At 42.4% G+C, this 17,155-nt stretch carries 13 protein-coding genes; 3 read left to right on the forward strand and 10 right to left on the reverse strand.

Going from position 1 to position 17,155, the window contains the following annotated elements; genetic code table 11:
* Positions 1–171 precede the first annotated feature (171 nt).
* The 3 genes from VEB00_01265 (at position 172) to VEB00_01275 (ending at position 3,275) form a co-directional block, all read left to right on the forward strand.
* Complete coding sequence (locus VEB00_01265) at positions 172–618, forward strand: hypothetical protein (GenBank protein HYF81646.1); 447 nt, start codon at positions 172–174, stop codon at positions 616–618.
* A gap of 94 nt (positions 619–712) precedes the next feature.
* Entirely contained in the window at positions 713–997 is a 285-nt protein-coding gene (locus tag VEB00_01270) for a hypothetical protein (GenBank protein HYF81647.1), read from the forward strand.
* A gap of 397 nt (positions 998–1,394) precedes the next feature.
* On the forward strand, positions 1,395–3,275 hold the full coding sequence (locus VEB00_01275; GenBank protein HYF81648.1) for a DUF4914 family protein: 1,881 nt from the start codon (positions 1,395–1,397) through the stop codon (positions 3,273–3,275).
* Between the two features lie 43 nt (positions 3,276–3,318).
* On the opposite strand, the gene VEB00_01280 is transcribed toward VEB00_01275, so the two are convergent.
* The 10 genes from VEB00_01280 to VEB00_01325 all read right to left on the reverse strand — a co-directional run bounded on the left by VEB00_01280 (position 3,319) and on the right by VEB00_01325 (position 17,151).
* Positions 3,319–5,025 carry a sugar phosphorylase gene (locus VEB00_01280; GenBank protein HYF81649.1) on the reverse strand — a complete coding sequence of 569 codons (1,707 nt, stop codon included), beginning with the start codon at positions 5,023–5,025 and terminating at the stop codon, positions 3,319–3,321.
* Complete coding sequence (locus VEB00_01285) at positions 5,015–7,372, reverse strand: glycosyl hydrolase family 65 protein (protein HYF81650.1); 2,358 nt, start codon at positions 7,370–7,372, stop codon at positions 5,015–5,017. The genes VEB00_01280 and VEB00_01285 overlap by 11 nt, the downstream gene beginning before the upstream one ends.
* A 14-nt stretch (positions 7,373–7,386) precedes the next feature.
* Complete coding sequence (locus VEB00_01290; protein HYF81651.1) at positions 7,387–8,427, reverse strand: Gfo/Idh/MocA family oxidoreductase; 1,041 nt, start codon at positions 8,425–8,427, stop codon at positions 7,387–7,389.
* A gap of 5 nt (positions 8,428–8,432) precedes the next feature.
* Positions 8,433–9,236, reverse strand: a complete 804-nt coding sequence (locus tag VEB00_01295; GenBank protein ID HYF81652.1) for a sugar phosphate isomerase/epimerase — start codon at positions 9,234–9,236, stop codon at positions 8,433–8,435.
* Between the two features lies 1 nt (position 9,237).
* The gene (locus VEB00_01300; GenBank protein ID HYF81653.1) at positions 9,238–10,293 is read right to left on the reverse strand and encodes a zinc-binding alcohol dehydrogenase; all 1,056 of its coding nucleotides are present in this window, start codon (positions 10,291–10,293) and stop codon (positions 9,238–9,240) included.
* 27 nt (positions 10,294–10,320) lie between these two features.
* Positions 10,321–11,736: a glucuronate isomerase gene (uxaC, locus tag VEB00_01305; GenBank protein HYF81654.1), complete on the reverse strand. Its 1,416-nt coding sequence runs from the start codon at positions 11,734–11,736 to the stop codon at positions 10,321–10,323.
* A 16-nt stretch (positions 11,737–11,752) separates the two neighbouring features.
* Complete coding sequence (locus VEB00_01310) at positions 11,753–13,228, reverse strand: altronate dehydratase family protein (GenBank protein ID HYF81655.1); 1,476 nt, start codon at positions 13,226–13,228, stop codon at positions 11,753–11,755.
* Positions 13,225–14,682: a tagaturonate reductase gene (locus VEB00_01315; GenBank protein ID HYF81656.1), complete on the reverse strand. Its 1,458-nt coding sequence runs from the start codon at positions 14,680–14,682 to the stop codon at positions 13,225–13,227. Before VEB00_01315 ends, VEB00_01310 begins: the two co-directional genes overlap by 4 nt.
* 71 nt (positions 14,683–14,753) lie before the next feature.
* Positions 14,754–16,139, reverse strand: coding sequence for an alpha-glucosidase/alpha-galactosidase (locus tag VEB00_01320; protein HYF81657.1), 1,386 nt, complete (start codon positions 16,137–16,139; stop codon positions 14,754–14,756).
* 13 nt (positions 16,140–16,152) lie between these two features.
* Positions 16,153–17,151 (reverse strand): Gfo/Idh/MocA family oxidoreductase, encoded by a 999-nt coding sequence (locus tag VEB00_01325; GenBank protein ID HYF81658.1) that lies wholly within the window; start codon positions 17,149–17,151, stop codon positions 16,153–16,155.
* Positions 17,152–17,155 lie beyond the last annotated feature (4 nt).

The raw sequence follows: 17,155 nt of genomic DNA on the forward strand, positions 1-17,155 counted from the left end.
TTCTTGACATGTTATAGAAAAATTACAATGCTGCGAATAATGTCCAAACAATTCTCATAGTATTTATTATCCACTTGACTTGTTCAGAGCGTACAAGCTGATGCTTATTAAACTAAAGGGGGGATCCATCTGAAGTTTCTTAGGGAATTTACATACCAATGTCTTATTCTTGTGACTATATTCGGTCTTGTTTTTGTTGCTTTTGACATGAGCGCGCCCAATACTTCTGCCTTTGACAAGGTCGATGAGCAAACAGCAGTTAAAGTTTTCTCGTCATTTTCTAAAATCATACAAACGGTCGATGACCCGTCTCCGGATATTGCTGAAGCCAATATCAATCACTTCATTAATACAGTGCTTCCTTTTATAATCTATCTGCTGGCCTGCGGCGGGTTTGTATTCCTTATCCTTGAAAACATAAGGCTGTGGAAAACGATGAATCAAATCAAGCCGGTTAACAGGCTTATGTGGACGATTTGGATAGTGATACTGGGCCTTTTAAGTTTGCTGCCGGTGTATCTCGGCACAAGCTTGATTTTTGAAGGGTTGTGGTACATATTCATAGTAGTTGCAATCCTATGCTTATTCTATTGGGCATATTGGGCATCGCGAAATTAATAATTATCTGATAATTCTTGCAAACTAGCAGGATATTCCCAAAACTTGGCGAAATAGTCATCAAATATAGTCCAAAATTGAAGGAGGCTGAAATATGAGTTTTTTAAAGAATCTACAGGAAAAAGCCGCTACTGCAGCCAAGGTCGTTGGCGATAAATCACAGGAAATGATGGAGATTGGCAAGCTGAAGCTGCACATCACCCAGCTTGAAGGCGATATCAAGAAATTAAAGCTTGATATGGGTGAGCTGGTTTATGATGCCTTTTCCAAGGATACTGAGTTTCCTACCGAGCAGGTAACTAAGCTCGGAGGCGAAATTTCATCTAAGTATGCTGAAATCGAAGAAACTAAAGTAAAGATACAGGAAGTTCAAGCCTAAATAAATTTTATAGCATTAAGAATCACCGTTTCCTTATAATGGAACGGTGGTTTTTTTATCTGTATTATATCAATTCTGGTATTCTGTATACAACTATACGCATAAATATCCGCATTTTAGCTATTTAAGCAAGAATAAGATTTTTGTACAGGGACAACATGCGTCCACGCGGGTTTGATTTTTGTTAGGCTTTGATATCTCTTATTGTTTTTTGTTTTTCTATGTGTTAAAATAACAAGTAATTCGAAATTATGATTAGGTACTAAATGTTGGTCACAATGTATATTTATGCTATTGAATATACATATTTTTATAGCTGATTAGTATAGCATATAATGTTTTTATGCAGTAAGATACACGATTATATTTAAATATTATATATAAAGGAGTCGTAACAATGGAAAGTAAGGTCTTTAAAAAAACAAACCTGCCGGTAGAGCTTTCAGCCATACTTGAGCAGAGTCCAAGTATTACAATCCCGGAAAGCAGAGAGCATTTGCTCCAGCTTGCGCTTGGTGACAAGGACAATATGGTATATGAAGTAGCCTATGATATTCCGGGTGATGGAAGGATAGTCGAAGCTTCAGTAGCAAGATGCAAAAATGGTGCAGTAATAAATTATACAGACATGTATATGAGGCGAAGAGATCCTGAATGCATGGTAATTGCAGATGATGAGGACACCGATAAGCCGAGATATAAAGACCTCTACGGAGAGGATTTTGAACCATTGAGAAAAACCTCTCTAGATTGGCTTAAAGAACAAGAACTTATTATAATGCCTTTTATGTCCGGAGGAAAAGAGCTAGGATATCCTAGCATCCTTGTAGCTCCTGCCAATGCAGGCTTCTTTGCGGCTGCCCTTGCTGACATACAGGGCTTTATCCCAAAGAATGAGATACCCAAGGACTTCACACCAAAGGCAGTCATATACCTGGCGCCGCCCTTCCGGCACACTCATTTTGAAGGAAAGCAGATAGTAGTGCACAACAGACTAAAAGACATGCATGAGCTGTTTTCATACAATCTTTATCCAGGTCCAAGTGCAAAGAAAGGTATTTACAGTATATTGCTGAACTTCGGTGAGTACGAAGGTTGGCTGACAGCCCACGCATCCACAGTGAGGGTCATTACTCCGTATGATAATATTATCACAATAATGCACGAAGGTGCCAGTGGCGGCGGAAAGAGTGAAATGCTCGAAGAAATCCACCGTGAGCCGGATGGACGAATCCTACTGGCTCAGGATACTGTAAATGCAGAGAAATTTTTCATAGAAATAAGCGATACCTGCGAGCTGCAGCCGGTTACCGACGACATGGCTTTATGCCATCCCTCCCTTCAGAACGACAGCAAGAGGCTTGTGGTAAAGGATGCTGAACAGGGTTGGTTCTTGAGAATCAACCATATAAACAAATATGGCGTGGATCCACACTACGAGAGACTATGCATACATCCGAAGGAACCACTGATATTTCTTAATATTGATGCTGCACCAGGTTCGACCTGCCTTATATGGGAGCATACAATGGATGAGCCCGGCAAACCGTGTCCCAACCCAAGGGTAATCATGCCCAGAAGGTTTGTTCCGGATGTGGTGGACGAGCCTGTAGAAATAGATGTCAGAAGTTTCGGGGTGAGGACGCCCCCCTGTACAAGGGAAAACCCCACCTATGGCATTATCGGCCTGATGCACATACTTCCCCCTGGACTAGCATGGTTGTGGAGACTTGTAGCTCCGAGAGGCCACAATAACCCAAGCATAACTGATACCAAAGGAATGAGCAGTGAAGGTGTTGGCTCCTACTGGCCTTTTGCTACAGGCAAGCGTGTAGACCAGGCAAACCTCTTGCTAGAGCAGATATTGGATACACTAAATACACGATATGTACTGATACCTAACCAGCATATAGGCTCTTACAAGGTTGGCTTTATGCCTCAGTGGATTGCAAGGGAATACCTGGCAAGACGCGGCAGTGCCAAGTTCAGACCGGAGCACTTGGTTGAATCCCGATGTCCGCTTCTGGGCTACTCACTGGAAACCTTGAAGCTTGACGGAAAGTACCTGCGTAAGAGCTACCTGCAGCCCAACCATCAGTCTGATATAGGCAATGATGGCTATGATGCCGGTGCAAAAATATTGAACAACTTCTTCAAGTCAGAGCTTGATCAGTATCTGACACGCCGACTGAATCCAATAGGCAGAAAGCTTATTGAGTGCTGCATGAATGATGGGAAAATAGAAGACTATTTAGATATCATACAAATAAGACTATGAAGACCAAAATGCCTGCGCTATATAGCGTAGGCATTTTTTCTATTTAGCATCTTATCCATCTTGTCTGGTACGGCTTCATGTGAATGCCGCCGTGGCTTATTTCCTCTCTCGATACTATGTCAATCCCGCAGCAGTCATGTTTTATATCATATTCATGGTCTGAAACATTTATTATGACCAGTATTTTCTCATCAGTGCTATTATTGTGCCTTATAAAGGAAAAGGCTCTTTCATCCAGGAACAACACCTTCTGCGATGCATCTGGCGAAAATGCTGACTGCTGCCTTCTCAGCCTGATGAGCTTTGAAAATCCCGTAAAGACAATGCTCCTTATATCTCCACTGTCTTCAAGCTCCTTGCAAAGCCTCCCATAGTTCAGCTTTTCCCTATTGATCCTCCTGTTGATATCTGATTTCTCTACGCCCTCATACCAGTTCTGTGAGCCCAGCAGGCTGTGTACATAGATGCCTGGTACTCCTGCTACCGACAATAGTATGGATTGGGCCGCCAGGAATTTGTCCGCTCTCTTTTTATTATCCACAGTATTCGGATCAGTCAGTGCATCCATATAGTTGATGTTCAGTTCATATGGGGATTTCGAGCCATCGCTGTTGGACTTGAAGCTGACTCTCCCGCCATGCTTTACCACTGTTTTAAGCATTAAATCTCTTTCATCGGCAGTCAATATTCCTTCTATAGGCCTTATCCCGATGCCATCATGGGAAGCTAAGAAATTGAAATATGCAGTGCCCACGGATAAAGGCGTTTCTTCCAATGACTTAGCCCACATGCTCAGCTTAAATGCGTTTTCCGTAATAAACGAAAAGAACACTAGCGGCGGGAGTGGGAACTGGTATACCATTTGTGCCTCATCAGATCCATTCCCAAAGTAGCTTATATTATCAACCTGCGGCACGTTGGTTTCTGTAATAATTATAGTCCCTGGAAAAACCTCATCAAGCACGGCACGCATCAATTTAACAACAGCATGGGTTTGCATAAGATGCATGCAGGAGGTGCCTTTTTCCTTCCAGGCAAAGCCTATAGCATCCAGCCTGATGAAACGTGAACCATTATAGGCATAGTGCAGCAGCACATCCAATACTTCCAGCAATAGCTCAGGACTTTTGAAGTTCAGGTCTATCTGATCATCACTGAAGGTAGTCCAGACATGCTTTTTCCCATCCTTGGTATCAAAGCAGGTAAGAAGAGGAAGAGTTCTTGGCCTTATAACCTTTGAGTAATCATCATCAGGATCAGCCTCTATGAAATAATCCTTATACTTCCCCTCCCCGCTCAGAAAGCCTTGGAACCAGTCACTGGACTTGGATGTATGGTTCACAACCGCGTCATACATCATGTCGTAATCCTCTGCTAGGTTCTTCACATCCTCCCAAGTCCCCAGCTCATCGTTGATGCGATAGTAGTCAACAACCGAAAAGCCATCATCTGAGGTGTACGGATACATCGGCAGTATGTGTACTGCAGTTATTGTATCCTTGAGGTACCTGTCTGCGAACCTTTTCAGAGTAACCAATGGCGCCTCACTGTTTCCACAGATGGAGTCCCCATAAGTAATCATCATGACGTCATTCTCTCTTACCCAGCCCTTCTTGGCAGTATGTGCGGCTTTTGACTTCCAACTCCCAATAAGCTTTATTAAATCCTTATATATTTCCTGACTCTTGTCTCCATACAGCGTTGTAAGAAGCCCAAGAATCTTATTCGCCTTTACTATATCAGCTACCATAGAGCACCTCTTCCTTATCAATCACAAGTCTTTCCCTAAGCAGATACTCCCGACCATGTACCTTGAGGAGGGTTTCACCCTGACTTGGTGAAGTAATCGTGACATTCCCCGTTGTGACTTCTATCCGTATTTTTCTGCCCCGCCAGTAGATACCATAGTTGAGCCGTGTCCACTCCTCCGGCAGCATAGGGTCTATCTTCAGCTGTCCTTCATTGTTGAAAAGGCCTCCGAAGCCCATAACCACTGCCAACCATATCCCGCCCATGGCTGCTGTATGTATGCCTGTATTTGAGGAGACCGGGCTCTGCCCCATATCAATCCTGCAGGCATCCTTGAAGAAACTGTAAGCACCGCTGATATTGCGGAAATGGCATGCTACTATACTGTGAATCGCACTGCTCAAGGAAGAATCATGGATAGTCCGCTTCTCATAATATTCCCATGAAGCTTCGATTGTCTTGCTATCAAAGAGCTTCCTCAAGGTGTAGAGCAGCATAACCACATCAGCCTGCTTCAGCACCTGCATATCGATAATCTGACTTCTGGAATAGTGCAGCAGTATGCTCTGCTTTATATCGTCATCCCTGTATTTTTCTATATCAATTTCCTTCTTGTTTAAGAAAGTGTCATCCTGAGGTATAACCCCGTTTTTGCCCTCTTTAGGCAAATACAGCTTCTCCACCGCTGACTGGTATGTGTCATACCTCTTGCTCAGGCTGAGCTTCTCATCCAACAGTGTGAACAGTGGAAGCCGTTCCTTGCGCATAGTGTCATAAAGCTTCAGAGCTATGGATATGACATAATGAGCCATGTAATTTGTATATGCATTATTATCGATGTGCTCTGTATATTCGTCGGGACCTATGACATCCCTTAACTCATACCTTCCTTGCCCGTCGTTCCAATATAATCGGCTGCACCAGAACCATGCACACTCGAAAATCATCTCATAGCCGTATTTCTCCATGAAATCGGTATCTCCTGTGGAGAGGTAATACTGCCAAACCATATAAGCTATATCAGCAGTTATATGGTGCTCCTTTACCCCTGCCCATACCTTGGTCGGCTTACCTGTATGAATATTCAATGCGGCCCATTCAGGTGTTTCTTCATCTCCGGTAAATGCTGTCTCCCATGGGTACATTGCTCCCTCATAACCATAATCCTTTGCTTTCTTTCGTGCCCCCTCCAGGTTGTTATATCTGTAAGTGAGCAGCTGCCTGGTTATTTGGGGTGAGTTGTACTGGAAATATGGGAGCATGAACATCTCAGTATCCCAGAATACATGTGCCTTATAGCCTTCTCCTGTCAGCCCCTTTGCCCCGATGCTGAATCTCTCGTCGTGAACCGGAGCAGCAATAAGCAAGTGGTACTGTGCGAACCTCAAGGCAAGTAAATCCTCATTGCTGCTGCTTTCGATGTCTATTCTTACCTCATCCCAATAAGCAGCCCACTTATCCCTACTTTTTGCAAAGAGGGTATCATAACCCAATGCAAGGATGCTTTTCAGGTGCTCCAGGGAATGCTTTTTCAATTCCTCAAGCTTGCAGTCTTTTATATATTCCTTATCCCTTGATGTAAATACATTTGCAAGCTTTTCAAAGGTTATAACCATGTCCTTTTTTGCTTCAAATTCATACATCCCATATATTTTCCTGCGTTCAACCCCGTATTCCACTGCCTCTGAAACCGCCATGCGGTCGTTATCCCCCGGATAGCCCTTGCAGCTGCAATTTATAACAAAATCTATGTGTGATTCGGTGGTTGTCTGCACCAGCTGCATGAGTTTCCTGTTGTAGACCCGCTTCTCACCTTCACTGAAGTGCTGGCTTCCTGAGTTAGTCATCCTGCCGTCTATGCCCGTCTTTATCCTGATCTTGGCATCCCCGCTCATTGGAGTGACAGTCAGCTTAAAAGCAATTACGTGCAAATCTTCAAGGGATACAAAGCGTTTGAACACAAGCTTATATACTTCCTTGGCCGGGCTTTCCCAAAGGACCTCCCTGGTTAGCTCCGCTTCCTTCAAATTAAGATACCTTGCGTACTCCGCTACTTTGCCTGTATCCATTGTAAACAGCTCAGAATTCAGGTATATCTGTATTTCAGTAAAATCAGCGGCATTTGGCAGCTCTGTGACCTCGCCCGGATGAAAACGATTATAAGTACCCGCAACAAAAAAGTTCCTTGTCTGTCCTACATAGGTTTCCTCCAAGGCAGAACGCACGCCAAGGTAGCCATTTCCCAGGGCCATTGTGCTTTCGCACTTGCCCTGGTATCTGGAGTCATATTTATCCTCACACAAAACCCAGTTTTGATATTCCCCTATACCTTTGTCATATCTCAGCATAATGACCTCCTACGCTACCATTTCACCGGCTGTCCAGTCTCGGACGATTTGTATAATGCGTCAATCAGCCTTTGAATGACAAGGCTTTCCTCGCCCTTATACAATGGCTGCCTATTATAAACACAACTATTTATAAAATCCGCAATGCTTTCATATCTTTTATCTATTTCCTGCAGATAAGGGAATTCAAGGTCTGTCAGTGCAGTGTCCGATTCAGAAAACACCTGGAGCGGGAATAAGGTCGCCCCTGCTTTTTCTCCGAACAGATGCACATTCATAATTGATTCTTCCTTGATATTCAGGGCAAAGGACGTCTCAAGGTTCAAGGTCGCACCATTCTTGAAACGGATGAATCCGAACAAAGAATCCTCTACAGTAAACTTAGTATGGTCCCAAGCACCCATAAGTCCTATTCCAGGCCTATTTCCAATCCTTTGATGAGCTCCTGCAACAACATAATCCGGCTCCGGAAAGCCCATAAGGTATAAGGCTGTGTCCAGCATATGAATGCCTATATCAATAAGCGGTCCTCCGCCTTGGATTTCCTTGTTGATAAAGCTGCCCCAGCCGGGTATGCCCCTTCTCCGTAAAGCCTGGACTCTTACAGCATAAATATCCCCGAAGGTACCGTTATCTATAAGCTCTCTAATTGCCTTTACCTCCTGCGAGTGCCTGAAATGAAAGTTGAAGGACAATATCCTATTGTTCCTTTTTGAGGCTTCATACATTGCCAATGCTTCCTCATAGCTCATGGCAGGCGGCTTTTCGCAAAGCACATGACAGCCTGCATTTAGAGCATCTATCGTTGCAGCTGCGTGGAATCTGTTTGTCACGCATACACTCACTGCATCAAGCTTGCACTCCCGAAGCATCTCTGTATGGCTTCCATACACTTTTGGGATTTCGTATTTATCAGCCATCTGCTTTGCTTTATCTATATGGATATCGCATATTGCCGCTATTTCTATTTCATCCTTGTGCTTCATGTAAGCCGGAAGATGTGCTGTTTCAACTATCTGCCCCGCCCCAATCAGCCCTACTCTGATTTTTCCCATACTCTTCACCTTGCCTTGACAATGCATTCTTTTATGTAGTTAACGGACTTCCTGTATTCCTCGGCGGGGTTTTCACCCAAAACCCTGCACTCAAAAGCCATATATCCTTCATAACATATCTCTGTAAGAGCCTTAAACCCGCTTATGAAATCCATATGTCCGGCTCCAGGCTGATACCTTTGGCTGTCTGCAAGATGTATGTGCCCGATAATCTCTTTATTGTCAAGAATGCTCTGTGCAATACTTTTCTCTTCTATATTCATATGGAAAAAGTCTGCAGTTATCTTTACATTCTTGAAACCACCCTCATTGATAATATCCCTAGCCACATCCAGGGTATTTATCATATGGTCCTCATATCTATTAAGCGGCTCCAGGTAAACCAAAGTACCTGTAGTCTCCGCTATACTCTCCAACCTTCCAAGGGAATCAAGCAGTGCCCGTCTGTCCTCTTCAGCGCTCCTTGGCGGAACCATGGGAGGCAGTCTAAGTGAAAACATCCCCCATGCAGCAGGTACCACGATGCCTTTTGCTCCAACTTCTGCCGCACATTCCAATATCCTGCTGATATCTGAAACACACTGCATGCGCTTGCTTTCATCAAAATCCCCTATCCAGCCCTTATACCCTCCGCATACGCCGGATACAGCGACTCCAGTGCTCCTGACTGCTGCTTTTACTTCATCAAATCTGTCCACCAGAAGTGCTCCGTCTATCTCAAAAGCATCAAAACCCAATTCTTTTATATATAGCAGTTTTTCTTCTATATTCTCGGGAAAAAACGGTTTGTCCTGAGTTGCCAGCTTCATGTTAAAACTCCACCCCCATTTTAATGCTCAAGTGAGGTTCTCTATCTACATATTTCATAAATCCTTCTGCTGAGTCATCAAAGGCTACAACAGGGTTTATAATATCATCACAGTTTAAATAACCATTGGTCAGCATCTCCCAGCAGACATCCTCTATTCTCTTTCTGTTCCAGCGAGGATAGTCAGGATTTGGCTCACTGCCTGCACGTGAAAATACTATTCTGGCGTTGTTGAAGTGTGCTTCCCTGCCAAAGTTCAGGCAGGAGGTAATCTCCTTGCCGAAGGCTACATAAGCAATAGTTCCTCCATAAGCCAAGCCTCTTAATGCACTTTGAAGAGCAGTAGGATGACCGCTTGTCTCAATTACTGCATCCACTCCCAGCTTATCTGTCAGCTTCTTCAGCTCCATACCTACATCTAAGCCGGTCGTATCCAAAGCAATATCTGCTCCATTTTCTGTCGCTATCTGCCTTCTCCTTTCTATTGGATCTATGACAACTACGAGGCTCGCCCCCATCTTCTTGCATATCTGCGCGGCAATCTGCCCTATTGCTCCAAGACCGAATATTGCGACCCGGTCTCCTGCCCTTACGCCTGCATCCCGCACTCCGCCCAATGCAAACTGTGCCGGATCATAACATACTGCGTTTTTCCAGGATACATTTGAAGGCAGCTTTCTCAGCCTATAGTTATTCACGGCGTTCACTATATGGGTTTCTCTAATGCCTCCATAGGAGCATACCACTTCACCTACTTCATAATCCTTGACCTGGCTGCCTTTTTCTACGATTTTTCCAACCCACTGATTTCCAAGGTTCCATTCACCAAACTTTACGCCGCATTCTTCATTCTCTTCCCTGGGGAGAAACAGCTGCAAATCGCTGTCGTATTTTTCTTTCATAAAGGGACTGCATCCCTTGAAGTCTGTCAGTTCAGTCCCATGCTTCGGAGCAGCGAATTGAACTTTCACCTTTACCTCATTGGGTAAAATACCTCTATCTTTATACTCCTGTATTTCTGCGGCGCATGGCGCAGCAGCAATTAATTGCCTTGGCATAATATACCACCTTTCTAATAAATTGAATTAGCCCACTAATTCCGACAGGTTAAAATAACGCACAGCATTGTTGTAGCATATGTTTTGAATAATTTGGCCAAGCCGGTCAATGTCTGCAGGGTATTCCCCATTCTCAACAAGTGTACCGATCTTATTGCATAAAATACGTCTGAAATATTCATGTCTCGTATAAGAAGCGAAGCTTCTTGAATCCGTTACCATACCGACAAAGCGGCTTAATAGTCCCATTTGGCTTAACGCTTCCATTTGTCCTTCCATACCATCCTTTTGATCATTAAACCACCAACCCGATCCGAATTGAATTTTGCCAGCAACACTGCCGTCTTGAAAATTGCCTGTCATGGCAGCTATCACCTCATTGTCCCGAGGGTTTAAGCAATATAAGATTGTTTTAGGCAATTCATTCGTACTGTCCATCATATCTAATAATTTAGAAAGCTCTGGTGCCATATTTCTGTCATGAATGGAATCAAATCCAGTATCCGGTCCCAAACTCTTAAGCATGCGTGCAGAATTATTTCGTAAGGCACCGATATGGTATTGCATGGTCCAACCTAACCGTGCATATTCACGTCCTAAAAATAACAGCATGAAACTCTTGTATTTTCTCACTTCCTGCTGAGACAGCGGCTCTTTCTTAAGAGCTTTTCTAAAAATGGTATCTGCCTCTTCATAGGTTCCCTCTTCATACTGCACCGTATCTAGGGCATGATCAGATATAAAGCAGCCATGTTTCTCAAACCACACCAGGCGTTCCTTTAAGCCATTCAGCAGCTTTTCCAGTGTATCCACAGGCCTCCCGATGACAGCCTCTAACTCTTGAATCCATGGTCCAAACCAATCCAGCTCAATATTTATGGCTTTATCCGGTCTGAAGGTTGGTAACACTTTCACGTCAAAGGATGTGTCTTCTGCTATTGCTCTATGGTATTCCAACGAATCAATCGGGTCGTCCGTGGTACAGATGACCTTAACTTTAGATTTTATTATGAAAGACCTTGCGGTCAGTTCACCACTTTGCAGCTTTTCATTGCATAACTGCCAAATCTCTTCCGCCGTGTCTGGGGAGAGTAATTTGTCTATACCGAAAAACCTCTTAAGTTCTAAATGTGTCCAATGATAAACCGGATTACCGATAGTATCAGGAACAGCTTCTGCCCATTTCAAGAATTTTTCTTTATCGGGTTTATTCCCCGTAATAAAGGATTCATCGACACCATTAGAACGCAGAACCCGCCATTTGTAATGGTCGCCTCCAAGCCATAACTCTGTTATGTTCTTATATCTTTTGTCCTCTGCTATTTCTTTTGGACTTAAATGACAATGAAAGTCACAGATAGGCATCTTTTCTGCATAATTGTTATATAGGATTTTCGCTGTATCATTGAATAAAAGAAAGTCTTGATCCATGAATTTTCTCATACTATACTTCCTCGATTTATAGGGTCACCCCTGATTTAAACAGAGCGATTTCTCTTGCTCCATTTTTTTCGTTGCTGGTTTTTTCACCGTTCACGACTTGAATAATATATTGGATGAATTGTTCTAACAATGTGCTCATCGTACTATCTCCGAAGAGTTTGCCTGCATCAAAATCAATCCAGTGCTTCTTTTTTTCTGCTAATTCTGAGTTAGTGGAAATCTTAACAGTTGGGATAAAACCACCAAAAGGTGTCCCTCTGCCTGTTGTGAACAAAACCATATGACAACCGACAATTCCTAAAGAGGTCGTTGCGACCAAGTCATTGCCCGGTGCACTCAATAGGTTAAGCCCTTTAACTTTTAGTGTATCTCCTACCCTTACAACATCCATGACCTTTGAGTGGCCTGCTTTTTGCGTACAGCCTAAAGATTTATCCTCCAGGGTTGTAATTCCGCCTTTTTTATTACCAGGCGAAGGGTTTTCATAAATGACCTGACCATGATTTTTGTAATAGGTTTTGAAATCGTTGATCATCTTGACAATGTTATTGTAAACAACTTCATTCTGGGCACGGCTCATCAAAATTGTTTCTGCGCCGAACATTTCAGGCACCTCTGTTAAAACAGTAGTCCCTCCACAGCTATTTATATAATCCGAAAACTCTCCAAGCAAAGGATTAGCAGTAATCCCACTGAAGCCATCTGAACCACCGCATTTTAGTCCTATTTTCAGCTGGGAGAGCTTGCCTCTTTTCCTTTTATCATTTTTCATTAAGTCATATAGCTGCTTTAAAATTAGGACTCCTTCTTGTATTTCGTCTTCAACTTCTTGGCTTTCCAAGAACTTGATGCGTTCTGAGTCATAATCTCCCAAGGTATGTATAAAGGTGCTAAGTTGATTGTTTTCACAGCCAAGTCCCAGAACAAGGACCCCCCCTGCATTTGGGTGCTTCGCTATACCCTGTAAAGAAATTTTTGTATTCTCAAGATCGTCTCCCATTTGAGAGCAGCCATAGGTGTGTCCAAAAACAAAAACACCGTCAATCGCATCCGTAGGCTGAGAATTTTTAAAAGTCTCCGCTATCTTATAGGCTGTACTGTTCACACATCCAACAGTTGGCACAATCCAGAGCTCATTCCGGATTCCAATATCACCGTTTTTGCGGTAATAAATTTGGATTTCCTGCTCCTCCATTGCCCTTTTCTTCTGTTCAAATTTTGGTTGATAAGTATATTCATTTGAAGCATCTAACTTTGTCTTTACATTATGTGTATGTACCAGGTTCCCCTTTTGGATCGCACAGAGTGCTTCACCGATTGGTGCCCCATACTTAATAACATCTTCTCCCTCAGCAATGTCCTTACAAGCAATTTTATGACCACGACCTATTTCTTCCAACAAAAGGATGCCATCTGATGTTTCACCTTCATGAAGGTCTACCAGAGCAACAACAACATTGTCTTTTTCATTGATTTTCAGGAAGTTGTTCATGAAATCACCCTCTTTAAAGACGTTTCCATTCCTTCACTTAGAATTGCGTATACATTTTCTGATACAGCTCCTTTAAAGCCTTCAATAGTATTTAAATCCACTCCCCAATGACTTTTTAACCCGAGGAACTCTTCGACAAGCTTTTTCACGCTTGTATAAGAACCATCGTACTTAGCCCATAGCTTTTTATACAACTCTAAAAATTCAGGGTTATCCTGCAACAAGATATCCTGTTCACCTCTTTTACCTTTAAAAAACACCAACAAGGCAGCAAGTGAGAATATAAGTCCCTTTGGCAAGCTTCCTTTTTTCTCAATATACTGAAGGACTGAAGGTAAATTTCTTGTTTTGTATTTTGTTGTTGCATTTAAGGCTATGGACAGCAGCTCATGTCTGATAAAAGGGTTCTTAAAGCGTTCCAGAACATCTTTTGCAAATTGGTCTAACTCATTCTGAGGCAAATTCAAAGTTGGAATAATTTCCTGAAATATAATATGCTGTAAAAAGGTCCCCACAATCGGATCTTCCACAGCTTCTTTAACTGTATCAATTCCATATAAATACGCCACAGGTACTAAAGCCGTATGTGCGCCGTTAAGTATTCTTACTTTTCTTTCTTTATAGGGCGCAAGATCTTCAACAAACAGGATATTTAGATTTGCCCGGTTAACGGGAAATTCTTTGGCTACCTCGTCTCCCGCCTGAATCACCCATAAATGAAAAACCTCTCCTTTTACAACGAAATAATCGATATAGCCCAGTTCTTTTGTCCTTTGCTCTATTTCATCTTTGGGATACCCTGGAACAATCCTATCAACCAAGGTATCACAAAAGGTATTAGCTTCATTTAACCAATTCAGAAATTCTGAATCCAAATGGTTTATTGCAGCTAGTTCATTGAGTACTTTCTTCAGTTCAGCTCCGTTATGATCAATCAACTCGCAGGGCAGTAGGATTAAACCCTTGCTGTAATCACCCCTGAAATGCTTATATCTCCTGAAGAGCAGCGCCAATAATTTACCCGGGAACGAGTTCGGACATTGATCCAGAACGGTATCCTTTGAATCTAATACGATACCTGCTTCTGTTGTATTGGATATAATGAAACGAAGCTCTTCACTCTCTGCGTATTTCAGATATCCTTCATATTCTGTATAGGGGTTGATAAAATCCCCCAGCACATCAATGACTGATTTTTGACTGATCATTTCGCCTTGCTGCATCCCCTGCAGGTATAAGGTATATAAGCCATCTTGCTGTTTAAGGTCGCTTACTTTTACTTTCCCTCTTTCCAGCGGCCGCACTACCGCAACATTGGTATTTATAAATCCTTGATCATTGGCACATTGTAAAACCCATTCTACAAAAGCTCTTAAGAAATTGCCATCACCAAATTGCAGTATCTTTATAGGACGTTTCTTTTTTTCTACGATGAATTGATTCAGATTTTCCATTTTTCAAACACTCCTCTATCTCTGTACACGACCGGAAGCATCCCCCTTAACACCCTTAATGTTCCTGATATCTATCTAATCGGAGCAGGGTCATACTCAGCCAAATATTCGCGAGTATTTGAAAACATCTCATTAAATAACGCTTTTGCCTGGTCAACACTAATGTTCTTAACTAATGGATCGTTTAAAAATGCAGCAAAAGCCAGCTTTTTGTCTCTTTCAAGCCCCGCCTTAAGTATCATTTTCTGGTTATTCATATGAACGTTCATCATCAAACTGATTTCATCCGGCAGTTTCCCTGCCAGCAATGGGCGAACCTTATTTCTTGTAAACAGCGCATTAGTCTCAACAACTACTCCTTTGTCACAAACCAGCTGATTATCGTTAGGCAGGTTTACATTTGTTATTAAATCCTCCAAGCCGAGCAGTGCTTTTATTTGTCGCACGCCCTCTTCGCCGGACTCTTCAATAGGTATTATTTTCTCTTTACTTACATATTCTTTGCTCAGCTTCATAAGCATTGCTTTATTTTCTATGCGCCAATCAACCGGAGTAAGGCTGAAACCCCACTCTCGCACTGTTTCTTCATTTCTTATATAATCAGGCACAAACTCCGCAAGGTGTCTATCCCCAGCCGCAGCAATAATGCCATATTTCCTATATAAATCAAACTTAACTCGATTTTTGGACATAAAGTGAATATCCGTAACCTTATCACAAATACCCTCATTATAATGTCTTTGTACGAATTTATCGTAAATAGGCATTAAATCATAGGTTTTGTAGCTGGCCTCATCAATCCATGTGAAATGATTGATTCCTAAGACATTAGTCCTTATATTGTGTCTATCTGTTTCCTCTATGCCCTCAAATTCCTTTAAAGCCATCAGCAGCAGCCTTTGTGCGCCAAAAACCTCGTGACAGCAGCCAAAAGCCTTTATCTCCGGAAAAACAGCATACAACGCACCAACACAAATAGACATAGGGTTGGTATAATTTATAACCCATGCATCCTTGGCATATTTCTTAATGGAGTTTGCAATTTCCTCATACATCGGAATTGTTCTCAAAGCTCTGAATAAGCCGCCAGGTCCTGTTGTGTCGCCTACAGACTGAAATATATTATATTTCTCAGGGGTGTGAACGTCCGAGTACATTTCCTTAAACGTTCCAGGCAAAATGGAGATAATGACAAAATCGGCCCCTGACAAGCCTTCCTGCAGCGTAGGGACACTTTTGTAAACCCAGTGACCCTTTGCCCCCTCATACCCCGAAATAGTATTCCCGATAATGGCATTTGTTTTAGCAGATTCTTGATCAATATCGTAAAGTCTAACCGTACCAGACAGGCTTTCCTCCAAGTATAAATCACTCATCAATTTCCATGCCCAGCCTTGTGAACCACCGCCAATGTAACAAATGTTAATATCGGAGCAGCTGTTTCCCAAATATTTCATACAGCACCTCTTATTAAATATTGTAATCAATCTTTGCAGGTTTGCCTGTCAAACTTGATTGATATATTGCATCAACTAATATTAATGATTTCAACGCTTCCTCACCGTTTACCAATGGTTCTCTGTTTTCCTTAATTGCATGAACAATTTCCTCAAGTTGAATTTTGTGGGGAAGTTCAGTTTTTGAGCCTACATATTCCTCACCATTTTTCAGCTTCCATTGCTGAACGGTGTTGTTTTCCAAAATAACAGTACCGTCGCTGCCGCATACATCTATCCTGGTGTAAAATCCGGGATACGCGCAAACATTAGCCTCCAGAACTCCTATTGCACCATTTTTGAATTTCAATACAGCCATTGCAACGTCCTCCACGTCAATTCTAACGTGTGCACGAGTTTCTGCGTAGCCGAAAACCTCTTCTACATCACCCATCAAATATTGAAATAAATCCAGCTGATGTATGCTCTGATTAATAAGTGCACCACCGCCGTCCAGCTTCTTTGTTCCTCTCCAGGCAACCTCGTCGTAATACTCCTGAGAGCGAAACCATTTTGTATGACAACAACCTGAATTTAGCTGCCCCAGCTTGTTTTCTTCTATAGCTTTTTTCAGGGCTATAGTATCAGCGTCAAAGCGATGTTGGAAGATACAGCTTAGCTTAACGTTGTTCTTCTTGCATTCATCTACTAAGAGTCTTGCTTTATTGACATTAATATCAATGGGCTTTTCCACTATAACGTGCTTTTTTGCCTTAGCTGCTTTTATTCCCATATCTGCGTGCATTCCGCTGGCTGTTAAAATGATTACTGCATCAACATCCTTGTCTGCCAGCAATAAGTCAAAATCGCTATAAGCCTTTGCATTCTCGTAAGCCCCTACAGCCTCTGCTTTTTCTATGGTCCTATCAAATACGGCGACTAATTTCGCTTCGCCTATTTCCTTCAATGCCGCAATATGTGTCTTAGATATTGAGCCACAGCCAATAATGGCAAAATTTACAGTTTCCTTCATATTC

The sequence above is a fragment of the Clostridia bacterium genome (assembly GCA_035628995.1).
GTDB lineage: Bacteria > Bacillota > Clostridia > Lutisporales > Lutisporaceae > BRH-c25.

What these genes read in the sequence shown, in the direction of transcription:
- VEB00_01295 (HYF81652.1), bottom strand. Translation starts at nt 9,236, where the DNA reads ATGAAGCTGGCAACTCAGGACAAACCGTTTTTTCCCGAGAATATAGAA.
- VEB00_01325 (HYF81658.1), bottom strand. Translation starts at nt 17,151, where the DNA reads ATGAAGGAAACTGTAAATTTTGCCATTATTGGCTGTGGCTCAATATCT.
- VEB00_01310 (HYF81655.1), bottom strand. Translation starts at nt 13,228, where the DNA reads ATGAACAACTTCCTGAAAATCAATGAAAAAGACAATGTTGTTGTTGCT.
- VEB00_01320 (HYF81657.1), bottom strand. Translation starts at nt 16,139, where the DNA reads ATGAAATATTTGGGAAACAGCTGCTCCGATATTAACATTTGTTACATT.
- VEB00_01280 (HYF81649.1), bottom strand. Translation starts at nt 5,025, where the DNA reads ATGGTAGCTGATATAGTAAAGGCGAATAAGATTCTTGGGCTTCTTACA.
- VEB00_01315 (HYF81656.1), bottom strand. Translation starts at nt 14,682, where the DNA reads ATGGAAAATCTGAATCAATTCATCGTAGAAAAAAAGAAACGTCCTATA.
- VEB00_01290 (HYF81651.1), bottom strand. Translation starts at nt 8,427, where the DNA reads ATGGGAAAAATCAGAGTAGGGCTGATTGGGGCGGGGCAGATAGTTGAA.
- VEB00_01285 (HYF81650.1), bottom strand. Translation starts at nt 7,372, where the DNA reads ATGCTGAGATATGACAAAGGTATAGGGGAATATCAAAACTGGGTTTTG.
- VEB00_01300 (HYF81653.1), bottom strand. Translation starts at nt 10,293, where the DNA reads ATGCCAAGGCAATTAATTGCTGCTGCGCCATGCGCCGCAGAAATACAG.
- VEB00_01275 (HYF81648.1), top strand. Translation starts at nt 1,395, where the DNA reads ATGGAAAGTAAGGTCTTTAAAAAAACAAACCTGCCGGTAGAGCTTTCA.
- VEB00_01270 (HYF81647.1), top strand. Translation starts at nt 713, where the DNA reads ATGAGTTTTTTAAAGAATCTACAGGAAAAAGCCGCTACTGCAGCCAAG.
- uxaC (HYF81654.1), bottom strand. Translation starts at nt 11,736, where the DNA reads ATGAGAAAATTCATGGATCAAGACTTTCTTTTATTCAATGATACAGCG.